Raw genomic sequence first — 16,556 nt, 5'->3', positions numbered from 1 at the left:
AGGAAAAGAATGAGCAAAAAAGTGACGAATATAGTAGAAGAACTAGTCACTCCAATTCTTGCCGACATGGATTTAGAACTTGTGGATATCGAGTATGTAAAAGAGGGAAAAAATTGGTTTTTGCGTGTCTTTATTGATTCCGATAATGGTGTTGATATTGAACAATGCGGCATGGTGAGCGAAAAGTTAAGTGAAAAACTAGATGAAGTCGATCCAATTCCACACAACTACTTTCTTGAAGTTTCTTCACCTGGGCGGAACGACCGTTAAAAAAACCGAAGGACTTTACAAAAGCGATTGGGAAAAATGTATATATCAAAACATATGAACCAATTGAAGGAGAAAAGGAATTTGAAGGCGAACTTATCAGTTTTGATGGAACAACAGTGTCTGTCACAGTTAAAGACAAAACTCGCAAAAAAACAATCGATATTCCGTATGAAAAAGTGGCGAGCGCAAGACTTGCTGTTATCTTTTTTTAATGGTAAAAGGGGGATTTTCGTTTCATGAATACACAATTACTCGATGCCCTAGCGGATATTATCCGTGAAAAAGGCATTAGCAAAGAAGTTGTGATGGAAGCGATTGAAGCGGCGATCATTTCTGCGTATAAACGCAATTTCGGCCAGGCGCAAAACGTACGGGTTGATTTAAATACAGAAACAGGAACGATCCGTGTATTTGCGCGTAAAGAAGTGGTTGATGAAGTAAATGATCCGCGCCTCGAAATTTCTTTAGAAGAAGCACAACGAATCAATCCGAATTATCAAATCGGCGATGTTCTCGAGTTAGAAGTAACGCCGAAAGATTTTGGCCGCATTGCGGCACAAACAGCGAAACAAGTTGTTACACAACGGGTGCGCGAAGCAGAGAGAAGCGTTATTTATGCTGAGTTTGTTGACCGTGAAGAAGATATCATGACAGGGATCGTACAACGTGTAGATCCTCGCTTTGTTTATGTCAGTCTCGGTAAAACAGAAGCGTTGCTGCCGGCTAGCGAACAAATGCCGAACGAAACATACAAACCGCACGACCGTATTAAAGTGTATATTACAAAAGTGGAAAAGACAACAAAAGGACCACAAATTTTTGTTTCACGCACCCATCCGGGATTGCTTAAGCGTCTTTTTGAACTGGAAGTCCCAGAAATTTATGATGGAACAGTAGAAATTAAATCCATTGCCCGTGAGGCGGGAGACCGCTCGAAAATTTCGGTGCATTCCGACAATCCGGAAGTGGATCCGGTCGGCGCGTGCGTCGGTCCAAAAGGGCAGCGGGTTCAAGCGGTTGTGGAGGAATTAAACGGGGAAAAAATTGATATCGTCCGCTGGTCTGCAGATCCTGTTGAGTTTGTCGCAAACGCATTAAGTCCGGCAAAAGTGTTGCGTGTAATCGTCAATGAAGAACAAAAAGCAACGACCGTAATCGTGCCGGATTATCAGCTGTCATTAGCAATCGGCAAACGCGGGCAAAACGCTCGGCTAGCAGCAAAGCTGACAAACTGGAAAATTGATATTAAAAGCGAATCGGAAGCGAGAGAATTAGGAATCGATCCATATGCGCAATCCACTTTTCTTGATTCAGAAGAGACATCGGTCAATAATGAAAATGACAGCAACCAATCATTCGATTTACAAGAAGAGAAAATCGAGTGAGGGGGGAGCGAGATGGCTGGTCAAAAGAAAGTTCCGTTGCGAAAATGCGTCGTGACTGGTGAAATGAAGCCAAAAAAAGAAATGATGCGCATCGTCCGCTCAAAAGATGGGGAAGTTTCCATTGATCCGACAGGAAAAAAGGCTGGTCGTGGCGCGTACATTACACTAGATAAAGAATGCATTTTACTAGCAAAAAAGAAAAATATTTTAGCCCATCATTTAAAAACGGAAATTCCTGATGCGCTGTATGATGAGTTGCTTCAGTTGGCAGAAAAGGAGACTGCTGCTGGAAATGAGCAATAACCGATGGGCATCATTATTGGGATTAGCGAATCGAGCACGGAAAGTAACTTCGGGTGAGGAGCTGACGGTCAAAGAAATTCGAAGCGGCAAAGCAAAACTCGTACTTTTAGCGGAGGATGCGTCAGAAAATACAATGAAAAAAATCAAAGATAAATGCTCTTCCTATGGCGTTCCGCTCCGTAAAGTGTCTGACCGTTATACGCTCGGGCATGCGATTGGAAAAGATGCCCGCGTCGTTGTTGCGATTATAGATGAAGGGTTTGCTAACAAACTACTGACGATGCTCGATTGATCTTTATGGGGGTGAATCTATGTCTAAAATGCGTGTATATGAGTACGCGAAAAAAAACAATGTACCGAGTAAAGACGTCATTCATAAATTGAAAGAAATGAATATTGAAGTTACCAATCATATGGCAACGTTGGAACCAGAAGTTGTCGAAAAGCTTGATCATACGTACAACAAAAAAAATGAGCGGCCGCAAGCTTCTGCTCCAAAGGAAAAACAAAAGGCGCCAGTAAAACCGAAAAATTATGTCGATGATTTTGATGACGAAGATGAAGAAGTAGTGAAAACAAAAGTTCCGAAGAAAAAAGCGGCAAACAAAAAGAAAGAAGGAAAAAAACACGATTTGCAATTACAGCAGCAAGAAAAGAAAATTTTCCATCAACAGAAAAAGAAAATTAAAGGGAAGGCAAAAGCGAAAGAACAGCAGCCTGTACAACAAGAGCAACCAATGAAGAAAGAAAAAGAGCTTCCTAAGAAGATTACGTTTGAAGGAACATTAACGGTTGCCGAACTAGCGAAAAAACTTGGGCGCGAACCTTCAGAAATTATTAAAAAGCTATTTATGCTCGGCGTTATGGCAACGATCAATCAAGAGTTAGATAAAGATGCGATCGAACTTATTTGTTCCGATTACGGAGTAGAAGTCGAAGAAAAAGTAGTCATTGATGAAACGAATTTTGAATCGATCGAAATTGTCGATGATCCTGAAGATTTAGTGGAACGTCCGCCGGTCGTCACGATTATGGGGCACGTTGACCATGGGAAAACGACGCTATTGGATTCGATTCGTCACTCCAAAGTGACGGAGCAAGAAGCAGGGGTATTACGCAACATATTGGTGCATATCAAGTGACAGTTAACGATAAAAAAATTACGTTCCTTGATACGCCAGGACATGAGGCGTTTACAACAATGCGGGCAAGAGGAGCGCAAGTAACCGATATTGTTGTCCTCGTTGTTGCTGCGGATGATGGGGTGATGCCGCAAACAGTAGAAGCAATTAACCATGCGAAAGCGGCAAATGTCCCAATTATTGTTGCCATCAATAAAATGGATAAGCCGGATGCCAATCCAGATCGCGTGATGCAAGAATTAATGGAGTATAATCTTATTCCGGAAGAATGGGGCGGAGATACGATCTTCTGTAAACTGTCAGCAAAAACAGGAGAAGGTATTGACAATTTATTGGAAATGATTTTGCTTGTTAGCGAAATGGAAGAATTAAAAGCAAATCCAAATCGTCGTGCAACCGGAACTGTTATCGAGGCAAAACTGGATAAAGGCCGTGGACCAGTGGCAACGTTGCTTGTTCAAGCAGGAACGTTGCATGTCGGCGACCCGATTGTTGTTGGCTGCACATACGGCCGCGTGCGGGCGATGGTCAACGATACAGGGCGTCGTGTGAAAGAAGCAGGTCCTTCGACACCGGTGGAAATCACTGGTCTTCACGAAGTACCGCAAGCCGGAGACCGTTTCATGGTGTTTGAAGATGAGAAGAAAGCGCGGCAAATCGGAGAAGCGCGCGCACAAAAACAATTAATGGAACAACGCAACATGAAAGCTCGCGTTAGCCTAGATGACCTCTTTGAACAAATTAAACAAGGTGAAATGAAAGAATTAAATATTATTGTCAAAGCGGATGTTCAAGGATCGGTTGAAGCGCTGGTTGCTGCCCTGCAAAAAATCGAAGTCGAAGGAGTGCGCGTCAAAATTATCCATGCCGCTGTTGGCGCGATTACCGAATCGGACATTCTTTTAGCAACGACCTCAAATGCCATTGTCATCGGCTTTAATGTCCGTCCGGACGCCAATGCAAAACGCGTCGCCGAATCCGAAAAAGTCGACATTCGTCTGCACCGCATCATCTATAAGGTTATTGAAGAAATTGAAGCAGCGATGAAAGGAATGCTTGATCCGGAATATGAAGAAAAAGTCATCGGTCAAGCGGAAGTTCGTCAAACGTTTAAAGTATCGAAAGTTGGAACGATTGCCGGATGCTATGTGACAGATGGAAAAATTACGCGTGACAGCAAAGTGCGCCTGATCCGTCAAGGCATTGTCGTTTACGAAGGAGAAATCGATTCCTTGAAGCGCTTCAAAGACGATGTCAAAGAAGTGATGCAAGGATATGAATGCGGTTTGACGATTAAAAACTTCAACGATATTAAAGAAGGAGACGTTATTGAAGCGTACATTATGCAGGAAGTGGAAAGAAAATGATCGGCTTTGTCGCCTGTGAATGTGTAATTTATGATGCGCAATCATTAAAAGAAAAACGTGCTGTGTTACAACGAATAATGACACGGTTAAAACAAAAGTATAATATATCTATAGCCGAAATCGATCACCAAAACGTATGGCAGCGGACTACGCTCGGGATTGTCGCGATTACGTCCAATCGGGTGACAACCGAGCGGGAGCTGCAGCGAGCGCTTGCTTTGATCGATTCCTTTCCGGAATTGGAAAGAACGGTTACGACATTTGAGTGGTTTTAATCGAGGTGATTGGCAATGAATTTACGGGCTACACGTGTCGGTGAACAAATGAAAAAAGAATTAAGCGATATTATTGGTCGCAAATTAAAAGATCCACGTATCGGTTTTGTCACTGTTACTGATGTGCGCGTCACAGGCGACTTACAACAAGCAAAAGTGTATATAAGCGTGTTAGGTGATGAAGAACAACGCCAAAACACTTTAAAAGGGCTGGAAAAAGCAAAAGGATTTATCCGCTCCGAAATTGGGCAGCGCATTCGCTTGCGGAAAACACCAGAAATATTTTTCGAAATTGATGAATCAATCGAATACGGCAATCGCATTGAGCAATTAATCCGCCAAATTTCCACTGAGCACGAAGGCGGGAAAAAAGAAGAGGAAAACAAAGAGGAATAATGGATAGACAATTTGTCTATCCATTTCCATTATGTACATAATACATAAGTTATTTTACTAAGAAAGGGTGCGCAAATGGACGGAGTATTACTATTGCATAAACCGCCTGGAATGACATCACATGACTGTGTTGCACGCATTCGCCGGATGCTGCAAATAAAAAAGGTAGGGCATACAGGGACGCTTGATCCAAATGTATCGGGAGTATTGCCGATTTGCATTGGCAAAGCGACGCGCATCGCTGAGTTTTTAACAGGGGCTACGAAAACATATGAGGGGGAGGTTACACTAGGGATTGCTACGACAACGGAAGACAGCACAGGTGAAATCATCGCAAAACAAAAGGTAGACCGTGTTATTCCACGCGATGAAATCGAAGCGGTGTTCCGTCAATTGACGGGAGAAGTTGCGCAAACGCCGCCAATGTATTCCGCGGTAAAAGTGAAAGGAAAGAAACTATACGAATATGCGCGTGCGGGCATTGAAGTCGAGCGGCCGACTCGCATTGTGACGATCCATGAACTAACATTGCTTGATGAAAGAGACGCGTTTGCAGGAGACATCGTTTCGTTTCGTTTTCGTGTCACTTGCAGCAAAGGTACATATATTCGTACATTAGCAGTGATGATCGGCGAACGTCTTGGCTACCCAGCCCATATGTCCGACCTTGTTCGTACTGCATCCGGTCCATTTTCCTTGCAAGATTGCGTCACATTTGAACAATTAGAGCAGTACATAGAGAGCGGCCAACTGAAGTCGATTTTACTGCCGATTGGCAAAGCACTTTTTCATTTGCCGAAATATGAAATAAATGATAAAGTAGCAGAGAAAGTAAAAAACGGAGCAATATTGCCGCTTCCAGCTTTTTTACAGTCGCTCGAGGGACCGGTATTAATGATAAGCAAGCAAAGAGAGGCACTTGCCCTTTATATAAAACATCCTACTAAACCTCACTTAATGAAACCGTTAAAAGTACTTCGATGATAAGGAAAGTTGCAAAAAAACAGAAGGTGATTAAAGAAAATGAAAACATTGTTTATTTCGCATCCCCATCATATAAAAAAAGAAAAGCTGCCCCCTACTGTTATGGCGCTTGGCTATTTTGACGGCATTCATCTTGGGCACCAAGAAGTGATTCGCACAGCAGTGAAAATCGCGGCGGAGAAAGGATATAAAAGCGCGGTAATGACGTTTCATCCCCATCCTTCTGTCGTGCTTGGAAAAAAGGAAAAACACATTCATTTGATTACGCCGCTAAAGAAAAAAGAACAGCTAATTGCCAAACTTGGCGTCGATTTTTTATATATCGTTGAGTTTACTCCTGCGTTTGCACAATTGTTTCCACAACAATTTGTGGATCAGTATATTATCGGTTTTCATGTGAAACACGTTGTTGCCGGCTTTGATTTTACTTACGGGCGTCTTGGAAAAGGAACAATGGAGACATTGCCATTTCATTCGCGTGATCAATTTACGCAGACGGTGGTTCCAAAATTGAGCTTTGCTGGAGAGAAAATAAGCTCCACTTATGTTCGAAAGTTGCTGAAAAACGGAGAGGTAGAGCAACTGCCGCGCTTGCTCGGCCGCTTTTATGAAGTGGAAGGAACGGTTGTTAACGGCGAACGTCGCGGAAGAACAATTGGATTTCCAACGGCAAATATTGCGTTAAATGATGATTATTTATTGCCGGCCGTTGGTGTATATGCCGTGAAAGTAAAAATCGGGACGGACGTATTTGAAGGGGTGTGCAATGTTGGATATAAACCGACTTTTCACTCTACCCGTGAAGGCATGCCGAATATCGAGGTGCACATTTTCGATTTTGCGGAAGACATTTATGGGGAAACGATGACGATTGAGTGGCATATGCGCTTAAGAAGTGAGCAAAAATTTGAGAGCGTGGATGAATTAATTGCGCAAATCAAGCGGGATAAAGAAAAAGCGCAAGCATACTTTCGCAATTTCACCGAAAACACTTGCATTTTATCGCAAAAAGAGGTATTCTAATGAATGTATGCAAAATAACCATTGCTTGGCAAGTCGAGTCACCGACGCTTGCTAGGTAATTGGGGTTTATAAACGAGGAGGTGAATAAGGATGGCATTAACACAAGAGCGTAAAAGAGAAATTATCGAGCAGTTTAAAATTCATGAGAACGATACAGGTTCTCCGGAAGTGCAAATTGCTATCCTTACAGAGCAAATCAACAATTTAAATGAACATTTACGCGTTCATAAGAAAGACCATCATTCGCGTCGCGGATTGCTTAAAATGGTCGGTAAACGTCGCAATTTATTGACTTATTTACGCAATAAAGATATTGCGCGCTATCGTGAATTAATTAACAAACTTGGATTACGTCGATAAAAAAAAGCGGGAGCATTCCCGCTTTTTTGCTAGTTATATAAGCGATTTTTCGCTATGATTAATAAATAGGAACTGATACATTGCCAATGATTCGTCCATACTAACAGTATATACATTCGTTTATTTTCGATTTGTACATAGAGAGGAGTACTCGTTTATATGGAGCAAGAAAAACGCATTTTTTCCATAGACTGGGCTGGACGGCCGCTTGTCGTGGAAATTGGCCAATTAGCGAAACAAGCGAATGGAGCGGTATTAGTCCGTTATGGCGACACAGTGGTATTAAACACAGCAACGGCATCAAAAGAAGCAAAAAACGTCGACTTTTTTCCACTAACGGTCAACTATGAGGAGCGTCTTTATGCGGTTGGTAAAATTCCGGGAGGATTTATTAAGCGGGAAGGACGTCCTAGTGAAAAAGCGATTTTAGCAAGCCGTTTAATTGACCGGCCAATTCGTCCATTGTTTGCGGAAGGATTCCGCAATGAAGTGCAAATCGTTTCGATGGTCATGAGTGTAGACCAAGATTGTTCTCCGGAAATGGCGGCGTTATTCGGTGCGTCACTTGCCTTAACGATTTCGGATATTCCGTTTGAGGGACCGATTGCCGGTGTTACAGTCGGCCGTGTGGATGGAGAGTTTGTGATTAATCCGACTGTCGAACAATTGGAAAAAAGCGATATTCATCTTGTTGTTGCCGGCACGAAAGACGCGATTAATATGGTCGAAGCTGGAGCGGACGAAGTGCCGGAAGAAGTGATTTTAGAAGCGATTATGTTCGGACATGAAGAAGTAAAACGGCTGATCGCTTTCCAAGAGGAAATCGCCGCCCAAGTAGGCAAAGAAAAAATGGAAGTAGTTCTTTATGAGCTTGATCCTCAACTAGAAGCAGAAATTCGCCAACTGGCGGAAGAGGATATTAAACGAGCTGTTCAAGTGCCAGAAAAATTGGCGCGTGATGCAGCAATTGAGGAAGTAAAAGCTAGTGTCATCGCAAAATACGAAGAACAAGAAGCAGATGAAGAAACATTAAAACAAGTAAATGAAATTTTGCATAAACTTGTTAAAGAAGAAGTGCGGCGGCTTATTACCGAAGAAAAAATACGTCCGGACGGCCGTAAGATTGACGAAATTCGGCCTCTCTCCTCTGAAGTCGGCGTATTGCCGCGCACGCACGGTTCAGGGCTGTTTACGCGCGGACAGACGCAAGTGCTTAGTGTTTGTACGTTAGGAGCGCTTGGCGATGTACAAATATTGGACGGGCTTGGTATTGAAGAAACGAAACGGTTTATGCACCACTATAACTTCCCGCCATTTTCGGTTGGCGAAACAGGACCGATGCGCGGGCCAGGCCGCCGTGAAATTGGACACGGAGCGCTTGGAGAACGAGCGTTAGAACCGGTCGTTCCATCTGAAAAAGAATTTCCATATACCATTCGCCTTGTTTCCGAAGTGCTAGAATCGAACGGTTCGACATCTCAAGCTAGCATTTGTGCAAGCACGCTCGCGATGATGGATGCAGGTGTCCCGATTAAAGCACCGGTAGCGGGAATCGCGATGGGACTTGTGAAAAACGATGACAATTATACGATTTTGACAGATATTCAAGGCATTGAAGACCATCTCGGAGATATGGATTTTAAAGTAGCGGGTACGGCAAAAGGCGTCACCGCTTTGCAGATGGATATTAAAATTAAAGGCTTATCTCGTGAAATATTAGAAGAAGCGCTCCAGCAAGCGAAAAAAGGTCGTATGGAAATTTTAGAACATATGATGCAAACGATCCGCGAGCCGCGCAAAGAGTTGTCGAAATACGCTCCGAAAATTTTAACGATGCAAATTAATCCAGAAAAAATTCGCGAAGTCATCGGCCCAAGCGGAAAACAAATTAATAAAATTATTGATGAAACCGGCGTAAAAATTGATATCGAACAAGATGGAACAATTTTCATCTCGTCTGTCAACGAAGCGATGAACCAAAAGGCGAAGCAGATTATCGAAGATATCGTTCGCGAAGTCGAAGTCGGGCAAATTTATTTGGGTAAAGTGAAGCGCATTGAGAAATTTGGGGCATTTGTTGAATTGTTCAACGGCAAAGACGGTCTCGTTCATATTTCCGAATTAGCAGAAGAGCGTGTCGGAAGAGTGGAAGATGTCGTTTCGATCGGCGATGAAATTTTAGTAAAAGTAATGGAAATTGATAAACAAGGACGCGTTAATTTATCGCGAAAAGCAGTATTGCGCGAGAAAAAGGAAAAAAAAGGCAAACGTCCGGAACGGCATAGAATGAAGCCTTAGGATTTCGCTCCTTAAGGCTTCTTTGTTGTGGGGGAAAGTTCTATCTTGTCCCTTCTTCACATATTTGTAGTATAAAAGGAGGGACAGATGTGAACAGAAATTATACCCGCTATTTATCGGTGGCGATTATGTTTTTCTTTGTTTGGGTCATCATCAATCAGCCACCAGTGAGCCAATATATTACCGTTTTTTCACAAAAAGGGAATATTATGGCTATGAAAGGAGCCGATAAGCTCTATGCAGAAATTGTAGAAAAAGCAAAACAGTATGAAATTCCCCCACAAGATGCGGTCATCGATCGAGTATGGAAAGCAACGCCTGGTTATAACGGATTAAAAATCGATGTGCAAGCTTCGTATGAAAATATGAAAAAGGAAGGAAAGTTTGATGAACGGAAGCTTGTGTACAAACAAGTTCCTCCACGTGTTCATTTAGGAGATTTGCCGCCAGCACCGATTTATCGGGGACATCCGGATAAACCGATGGTCGCATTTCTCATCAATGTGGCATGGGGAAATGAGTATATTCCGAAAATGCTCGATATTTTAAAAAAGCATAACGTGAAGGCAACGTTTTTTTTGGAAGGGCGTTGGGTAAAAAATCATCCTGATATGGCAAAAATGATTGTAGATGCTGGTCACGAAATAGGAAATCATTCATATAGCCATCCTGACTTTAAGTCGCTAGATAATGAAAAAATCCGCAAGGAACTAGTCAAAACGAACGAAATCATCGAAGCGACAACCGGGGTGAAATGCAAATGGTTTGCTCCTCCAAGCGGGAGCTATCGTGATGATGTCGTGAAAATCGCCGCTGATTTAGATATGAAAACAATTATGTGGAGCGTCGATACAATTGATTGGCAAAAACCGTCTCCATCTGTTATAGTGAGACGGGTAATGTCCAAAGTTCATCCCGGTGCAATGATTTTGATGCATCCAACGCTATCAACTGCCGAGGCGCTTGATCCGCTTATTATTTCGATTCAGCAAAAAGAATATGAAATTGGTAATGTGTCTACATTATTAGACGAAAAGAGAATTGTACAAAAATAGGAGGAACGTGATGTTGATTAATAAATATACTTGCAAAAACGGAGTACGAATCGTGCTAGAACAAATTCCGACAGTGCGTTCTGTCGCGATCGGGATATGGATTGGAACAGGTTCACGCAATGAGACGGAGCAAAATAATGGAATTTCACACTTTTTAGAACATATGTTCTTTAAAGGGACAAAAACGCGCACGGCAAGAGAGATTGCCGAAGCGTTTGACAGTATTGGCGGTCAAGTAAATGCGTTTACTTCTAAAGAATATACTTGCTATTATGCCAAAGTATTAGATGAGCATGCATCATTTGCTCTCGAAATGTTAGCAGATATGTTTTTCCATTCTACTTTTGTTGATGAGGAATTACAAAAGGAGAGAAATGTCGTACTAGAAGAAATTAGAATGTATGAAGATACACCGGATGATATTGTTCATGATTTATTAAGCAAAGCTTGCTATGCGAATCATCCGCTTGGTTATCCAATTTTAGGAACGGAAGAAACGCTGCGCACGTTTACGAGCGATTCGTTGCGCGGATATATGGCTGATTATTATACTCCGGATCGTGTCGTTATTTCCATTGCCGGTAATGTTGACGAAAGTTTTGTTCAGCAAGTGGAAAGCTATTTTGGTTCTTTCACGGCAAAACAAAAAGCTAGCGAATCACCAGCGCCGTTATTTCAGCCGCAAAAATTAGTGCGGCAAAAAGATACGGAACAAGCGCATTTATGTATCGGATTCAACGGGCTTCCTGTCGGCCATCCGGATATTTACACATTAATTATTTTAAATAATATTTTAGGTGGCAGCATGAGCAGTCGTCTTTTCCAAGAGGTCCGTGAACAGCGCGGTTTAGCATACTCGGTCTTTTCTTATCACTCTTCTTACCAAGATAGTGGATTACTAGCGATTTATGCCGGAACAGGCAACAATCAGCTTGATTTGTTATTTGAAACGATACAAGAAACGATCGATGCATTAAAAGAAGATGGAATTACTGAAAAAGAACTAAAAAACAGTAAAGAACAAATGAAGGGAAGTTTAATGTTAGGTTTAGAAAGCACAAATAGCCGGATGAGCCGCAACGGCAAAAACGAATTGTTGCTTGGGCGCCATCGTTCTCTTGATGAAATTATTGAGGAAATTAATAGCGTAACCGTGGAAAAAGTGAATGAACTTGCACGTTGTATTTTTAATGAAGATTATGCGCTTGCCTTAATTAGTCCAAGCGGTCAATTACCGAACCGAATCAGTTCGTAAGCAAGTTGATAGCAACATCGTTGTGCGAAAATGCCTGCTAAAATGCAGGCATTTTTTTATTTTCCTCATCTTACAATAATAGAAAGAAAAGAAAGGAGGAGAACGCGGTGAGGTTAAGCGAGTTAAGCGGCAAAGAAATTGTGGATGCAAGACGCGCCGAACGGCTAGGGGTGCTAGGACAGACGGATTTGGAAATCAATGAGCAAACTGGGCAAATTCAAGCATTGCTCATTCCGACAGGAAAATGGTTTGGATTTCGGAAAGAGGGGAACGAAATTCGCGTTCCGTGGAAATATATAAAAAAAGTTGGTACGGATATGATTATTATCGATTTTCCGGATGAATGATCAAGAGTGCATGTGATCGCCAAAGGCGGTCACTTTTTTCTTTTAAACTGGAGATATTCACCTACAATTCCTTTTTTACATAAGATGTGAAAAGAAATAAAGCTAAAATATAAGTTTCGCATAAAGAAGGTGAGCATACACGATGATGCTAACAGGCATGCATATTGCCATTATAGGTGGGGACGCAAGGCAATTAGAAGTCATACGCAAATTAATTGAGCTAGATGTGAAATTGTCTTTAGTTGGCTTTGATCAATTAGCGCATCATTTTACGGGAGCGACAAAGTTGAGAATAGATGAAGTCGATTTCGCCGATTTAGATGCGATTATTTTGCCGGTTCACGGAACAACTCCGGATGGAAAAGTAAATACCGTGTTTTCGCATGAACCAATTCCCTTTACAGAAGAAATGATGTTAAAAACACCGAAGCATTGCACGGTCTATTCCGGGATTAGTAATAGCTACTTGGACAATTTAATGAAAACCGTCGACCGCAAATATGTTCAATTATTTGAACGCGACGATGTAGCGATTTATAACTCGATTCCAACCGCAGAGGGAACGATCATGATTGTCATTCAGCATACCGATTTTACGATTCATGGTTCTCGCGTAGCGGTCCTTGGGCTTGGGCGCGTCGGCATGACGGTTGCACGTACATTTGCTGCACTTGGTGCAAAAGTGAAAGTAGGGGCACGCCGCTCGGAGCATCTGGCCCGCATTACAGAAATGGGTCTTACCCCGTTTCATCTCAATGATTTAGAAAAAGAAGTGCAGGATATCGATATTTGCATTAATACCGTTCCGCATTTAATCGTAACGGCAAGTGTCATCGCAAAAATGCCGGCGCATACGCTTATCGTTGATTTAGCTTCAAAGCCTGGCGGCACCGATTTTCGTTACGCCGAAAAGCGTGGAGTAAAAGCGATCCTCGCACCAGGGCTGCCGGGAGTTGTTGCGCCAAAAACAGCAGGGCAAATTATCGCAAATGTTCTTTCACAACTATTATATACAGATTAGAAAAAAGAAAGGGGAATGTGTAAATGAGTTTAAAAGGAAAGCGAATCGGATTTGGGTTGACAGGTTCTCATTGCACGTATGACGCGGTCATGCCGGAAATTGAAAAATTAGTAAACGAAGGAGCGGAAGTATTGCCAATTGTTACGTATACGGTAAAAACGACAAACACTCGCTTTGGCGAAGGAGAAGAATGGGTGAAGAAGCTAGAAGAAATAACAGGAAACGAAGTGATTGATACGATTGTCAAAGCAGAGCCGCTCGGTCCGAAAATTCCTCTTGATTGTATGGTTATTGCCCCACTGACAGGAAACTCGATGAGCAAACTTGCTAACGCGATGACAGATTCGCCTGTATTAATGGCAGCAAAGGCAACGATGCGTAATCACCGCCCGGTTGTTCTTGGCATTTCCACGAATGATGCGTTAGGATTAAATGGGGTAAACTTAATGCGCCTAATGGCGGCGAAAAATATTTATTTTATTCCGTTTGGCCAAGACGCCCCGCATACAAAACCGAATTCGATGGTGGCAAAAATGTCGCTGTTGCATGATACGGTCCTCGCCGCATTAGAATGAAGACAGCTTCAGCCGGTCATTATTGAAAAATTCCGGGATCAATAAGCAATCGATAGAAAACTCACTCCTATGCATAAAAATTTTCACTCCTTTAAAGTGGAATATGGTAAAATAAAAACTATAAATTTACCAATGTGATTGAGTGACTATGCGGAAGGAGAATGGTTCATGGAACAAAGACGTTTTCATGTTGCAGTCGTAGGAGCAACTGGCGCAGTTGGCCAACAAATGGTGCAAACGCTCGAAAATAGAAATTTCCCAGTCGGAAAGCTGACATTATTATCATCAGAACGTTCAGCAGGAAAAAAAATGCGCTTTCGCGGCGAAGAAATCGAAGTGCAAGCCGCAAAACCGGAAAGCTTTGAAGGGGTGGATATCGCCCTGTTTAGTGCAGGCGGATCTGTCTCCAAAGCATTGGCACCGGAAGCGGTCAAACGCGGGGCAATCGTGATCGATAACACGAGCGCGTTTCGTATGGAAGAAAACGTCCCGCTCGTTGTCCCTGAAGTGAACGAAAATGATTTAACATGGCATAATGGCATTATCGCCAATCCGAACTGTTCAACGATCCAAATGGTCGTTGCGCTTGAACCGATTCGCCAAGCGTTCGGTCTAAAAAAAGTGATCGTTTCCACGTATCAAGCTGTATCCGGCGCCGGGGTGCAGGCGATTGAGGAATTAAAGGCGCAATCGAAAGCGGTGTTAAACGGTGAGCCGGTGACACCGGAAATTCTGCCAGTAAAATCGGACCGTAAACATTATCAAATTGCTTTTAATGCCATCCCGCAGATTGATAAATTCCAAGAAAACGGCTTTACATTTGAAGAAATGAAAATGATCAATGAAACGAAAAAAATTATGCATATGCCGGAGCTGCAAGTGGCAGCAACATGTGTGCGCATCCCGGTCATTAGCGGCCATTCGGAATCCGTATATATTGAAATTGAAAAAGATGGGGTCAGTGCAGACGACATTAAAGCGGTATTAAAAGATGCTCCGGGTGTCATTTTACAAGATGACCCAAGCGAACAAGTATATCCAATGCCAGTTGATTGTGTTGGCAAATACGATGTGTTTGTCGGACGAATTCGCAAGGATTTAGATCATGACCGGGCGTTCCATTTATGGGTCGTATCTGATAATTTACTAAAAGGCGCGGCATGGAATTCCGTGCAAATTGCGGAAAGTTTAATTAAACTAGGGATTGTAAAATAAATAGAGAAGCGAATTACATCGAGGTGTTAACATGAAAATCATTGTTCAGAAGTTTGGCGGCACATCCGTCCGTGACGAACGAGGGCGTGATTTTGCACGCAAGCATATTGAAAAAGCGCTTGAAGACGGCTATAAAGTAGTTGTTGTCGTCTCGGCGATGGGGCGAAAAGGAGAACCGTATGCGACGGATACGCTCCTTAGCCTCATCGGCGGGGCTAACAATTATGTCACGAAGCGCGAACAAGATATGCTAATGGCGTGCGGTGAAATTATTTCTAGCGTTGTTTTTACGAATCTATTAAATAAGCATGGAATAAAAGCAACTGCGTTTACTGGCGCGCAAGCAGGTTTCCGAACGAACGATGATTATACGAATGCGAAAATTATCGAAATGCGGTGCGAACGCCTGCTTAAAGCATTGAACGAATACGATGTCGTTGTCGTTGCTGGCTTTCAAGGCGCGACAGAAAATGGCGATATTACAACGCTTGGGCGCGGCGGAAGCGATACGTCTGCGGCGGCGCTTGGTGCGGCGTTAAACGCCGAATGGGTCGATATTTTTACCGATGTCGAAGGGGTGATGACTGCAGACCCGCGCATTGTCGAAAACGCCCGTCCGCTCGATGTCGTCACGTATACGGAAATTTGCAATATGGCCTATCAAGGGGCAAAAGTGATTCATCCACGCGCTGTTGAAATTGCGATGCAGGCAAAAGTGCCGTTGCGCGTTCGTTCAACGTATTCCGATTCTTTAGGAACGCTTGTTACATCTGCTATTCGTTCGAAAAAAGGAAGCGATGTAAAAGAGCGGTTAGTCACTGGCATTACTTATGTTTCCAATATTACGCAAATTAAAGTACAGGCGAAAGAGGGACATTATGAATTGCAGTCCGATGTTTTTAAGGCGATGGCGAATGAAGGAATTAGCGTCGACTTCATTAACATCTCGCCAAACGGTGTTGTTTATACGGTTTCTGGTGAAATGACAGAGCGAGCGGTCGCTGCCCTTCGCCGTATTGGTTATGAACCGATCGTTACACCAGGATGTGCGAAAGTATCTACAGTCGGAGCAGGGATTGCTGGAGTCCCTGGAGTGACGGCAAAAATCGTTACGGCTCTTTCTGAGCAAGGAATTCAAATTTTACAATCAGCCGATAGCCATACGACCATTTGGGTATTAGTGAAAGAGGAAGATATGAAAAAAGCGGTGAACGCGTTGCATGATGCATTCCATCTTTCCGAGGAATCGGCGGAAGAGTACGATTTAAAATTGGAGTGAGGAGTG

The 16,556-nt window shown here is 42.8% G+C and carries 16 protein-coding genes and 2 pseudogenes; all 18 read left to right on the top strand.

Annotation, left to right across the window (positions count from 1 at the left end; translation table 11 throughout):
- Window positions 1–9: 9 nt before the first annotated feature.
- The 18 genes and pseudogenes from rimP (at window position 10) to dapG (ending at window position 16,550) form a co-directional block, all read left to right on the top strand.
- Window positions 10–482: pseudogene (rimP, locus tag NXM86_RS12140) on the top strand (ribosome maturation factor RimP).
- 24 nt (window positions 483–506) lie between these two features.
- Window positions 507–1,655 (top strand): transcription termination factor NusA, encoded by a 1,149-nt coding sequence (nusA, locus tag NXM86_RS12135; protein ID WP_015863484.1) that lies wholly within the window; start codon window positions 507–509, stop codon window positions 1,653–1,655.
- Between the two features lie 12 nt (window positions 1,656–1,667).
- The gene (rnpM, locus tag NXM86_RS12130) at window positions 1,668–1,958 is read left to right on the top strand and encodes an RNase P modulator RnpM (RefSeq protein ID WP_015863485.1); all 291 of its coding nucleotides are present in this window, start codon (window positions 1,668–1,670) and stop codon (window positions 1,956–1,958) included.
- Window positions 1,948–2,250 carry a YlxQ family RNA-binding protein gene (locus NXM86_RS12125; RefSeq protein ID WP_015863486.1) on the top strand — a complete coding sequence of 101 codons (303 nt, stop codon included), beginning with the start codon at window positions 1,948–1,950 and terminating at the stop codon, window positions 2,248–2,250. The genes rnpM and NXM86_RS12125 overlap by 11 nt, the downstream gene beginning before the upstream one ends.
- Window positions 2,251–2,269: 19 nt before the next feature.
- Window positions 2,270–4,467, top strand: a pseudogene (gene infB, locus NXM86_RS12120) (translation initiation factor IF-2).
- The gene (locus NXM86_RS12115) at window positions 4,464–4,742 is read left to right on the top strand and encodes a DUF503 domain-containing protein (protein WP_015863488.1); all 279 of its coding nucleotides are present in this window, start codon (window positions 4,464–4,466) and stop codon (window positions 4,740–4,742) included. The pseudogene infB and the gene NXM86_RS12115 overlap by 4 nt, the downstream one beginning before the upstream one ends.
- Window positions 4,743–4,757: 15 nt before the next feature.
- Window positions 4,758–5,138: a 30S ribosome-binding factor RbfA gene (gene rbfA / locus NXM86_RS12110; RefSeq protein ID WP_015863489.1), complete on the top strand. Its 381-nt coding sequence runs from the start codon at window positions 4,758–4,760 to the stop codon at window positions 5,136–5,138.
- Window positions 5,139–5,213: 75 nt separating this feature from the next.
- Complete coding sequence (truB, locus tag NXM86_RS12105) at window positions 5,214–6,122, top strand: tRNA pseudouridine(55) synthase TruB (protein WP_015863490.1); 909 nt, start codon at window positions 5,214–5,216, stop codon at window positions 6,120–6,122.
- A 39-nt stretch (window positions 6,123–6,161) separates the two neighbouring features.
- Window positions 6,162–7,145 (top strand): bifunctional riboflavin kinase/FAD synthetase, encoded by a 984-nt coding sequence (gene ribF, locus NXM86_RS12100; RefSeq protein ID WP_171698676.1) that lies wholly within the window; start codon window positions 6,162–6,164, stop codon window positions 7,143–7,145.
- 90 nt (window positions 7,146–7,235) lie between these two features.
- On the top strand, window positions 7,236–7,505 hold the full coding sequence (gene rpsO, locus NXM86_RS12095; protein ID WP_062753346.1) for a 30S ribosomal protein S15: 270 nt from the start codon (window positions 7,236–7,238) through the stop codon (window positions 7,503–7,505).
- 159 nt (window positions 7,506–7,664) lie between these two features.
- Complete coding sequence (pnp, locus tag NXM86_RS12090) at window positions 7,665–9,803, top strand: polyribonucleotide nucleotidyltransferase (protein ID WP_062753344.1); 2,139 nt, start codon at window positions 7,665–7,667, stop codon at window positions 9,801–9,803.
- An 89-nt stretch (window positions 9,804–9,892) separates the two neighbouring features.
- Complete coding sequence (locus tag NXM86_RS12085) at window positions 9,893–10,858, top strand: polysaccharide deacetylase family protein (RefSeq protein ID WP_498958093.1); 966 nt, start codon at window positions 9,893–9,895, stop codon at window positions 10,856–10,858.
- A gap of 13 nt (window positions 10,859–10,871) precedes the next feature.
- A complete protein-coding gene (locus NXM86_RS12080; RefSeq protein WP_062753622.1) occupies window positions 10,872–12,113 on the top strand; it encodes a M16 family metallopeptidase in 1,242 nt (413 codons plus the stop codon).
- Window positions 12,114–12,220: 107 nt separating this feature from the next.
- Complete coding sequence (locus NXM86_RS12075; protein ID WP_498958091.1) at window positions 12,221–12,460, top strand: YlmC/YmxH family sporulation protein; 240 nt, start codon at window positions 12,221–12,223, stop codon at window positions 12,458–12,460.
- A gap of 142 nt (window positions 12,461–12,602) precedes the next feature.
- Window positions 12,603–13,481: a dipicolinic acid synthetase subunit A gene (gene dpaA, locus NXM86_RS12070; protein ID WP_498958090.1), complete on the top strand. Its 879-nt coding sequence runs from the start codon at window positions 12,603–12,605 to the stop codon at window positions 13,479–13,481.
- 23 nt (window positions 13,482–13,504) lie between these two features.
- Window positions 13,505–14,056: a dipicolinate synthase subunit B gene (gene dpaB / locus NXM86_RS12065; RefSeq protein ID WP_498958088.1), complete on the top strand. Its 552-nt coding sequence runs from the start codon at window positions 13,505–13,507 to the stop codon at window positions 14,054–14,056.
- Window positions 14,057–14,224: 168 nt separating this feature from the next.
- Window positions 14,225–15,271 (top strand): aspartate-semialdehyde dehydrogenase, encoded by a 1,047-nt coding sequence (gene asd / locus NXM86_RS12060; protein WP_015863500.1) that lies wholly within the window; start codon window positions 14,225–14,227, stop codon window positions 15,269–15,271.
- A gap of 31 nt (window positions 15,272–15,302) precedes the next feature.
- The gene (gene dapG / locus NXM86_RS12055) at window positions 15,303–16,550 is read left to right on the top strand and encodes an aspartate kinase (protein WP_062753338.1); all 1,248 of its coding nucleotides are present in this window, start codon (window positions 15,303–15,305) and stop codon (window positions 16,548–16,550) included.
- Window positions 16,551–16,556: the final 6 nt, after the last annotated feature.

Origin of the sequence: Geobacillus sp. CX412 (genome assembly GCF_027942335.1) — a bacterium.
GTDB classification, from domain to species: domain Bacteria; phylum Bacillota; class Bacilli; order Bacillales; family Anoxybacillaceae; genus Parageobacillus_B; species Parageobacillus_B toebii.
This window is presented reverse-complemented; position numbering and strand designations above follow the sequence as displayed.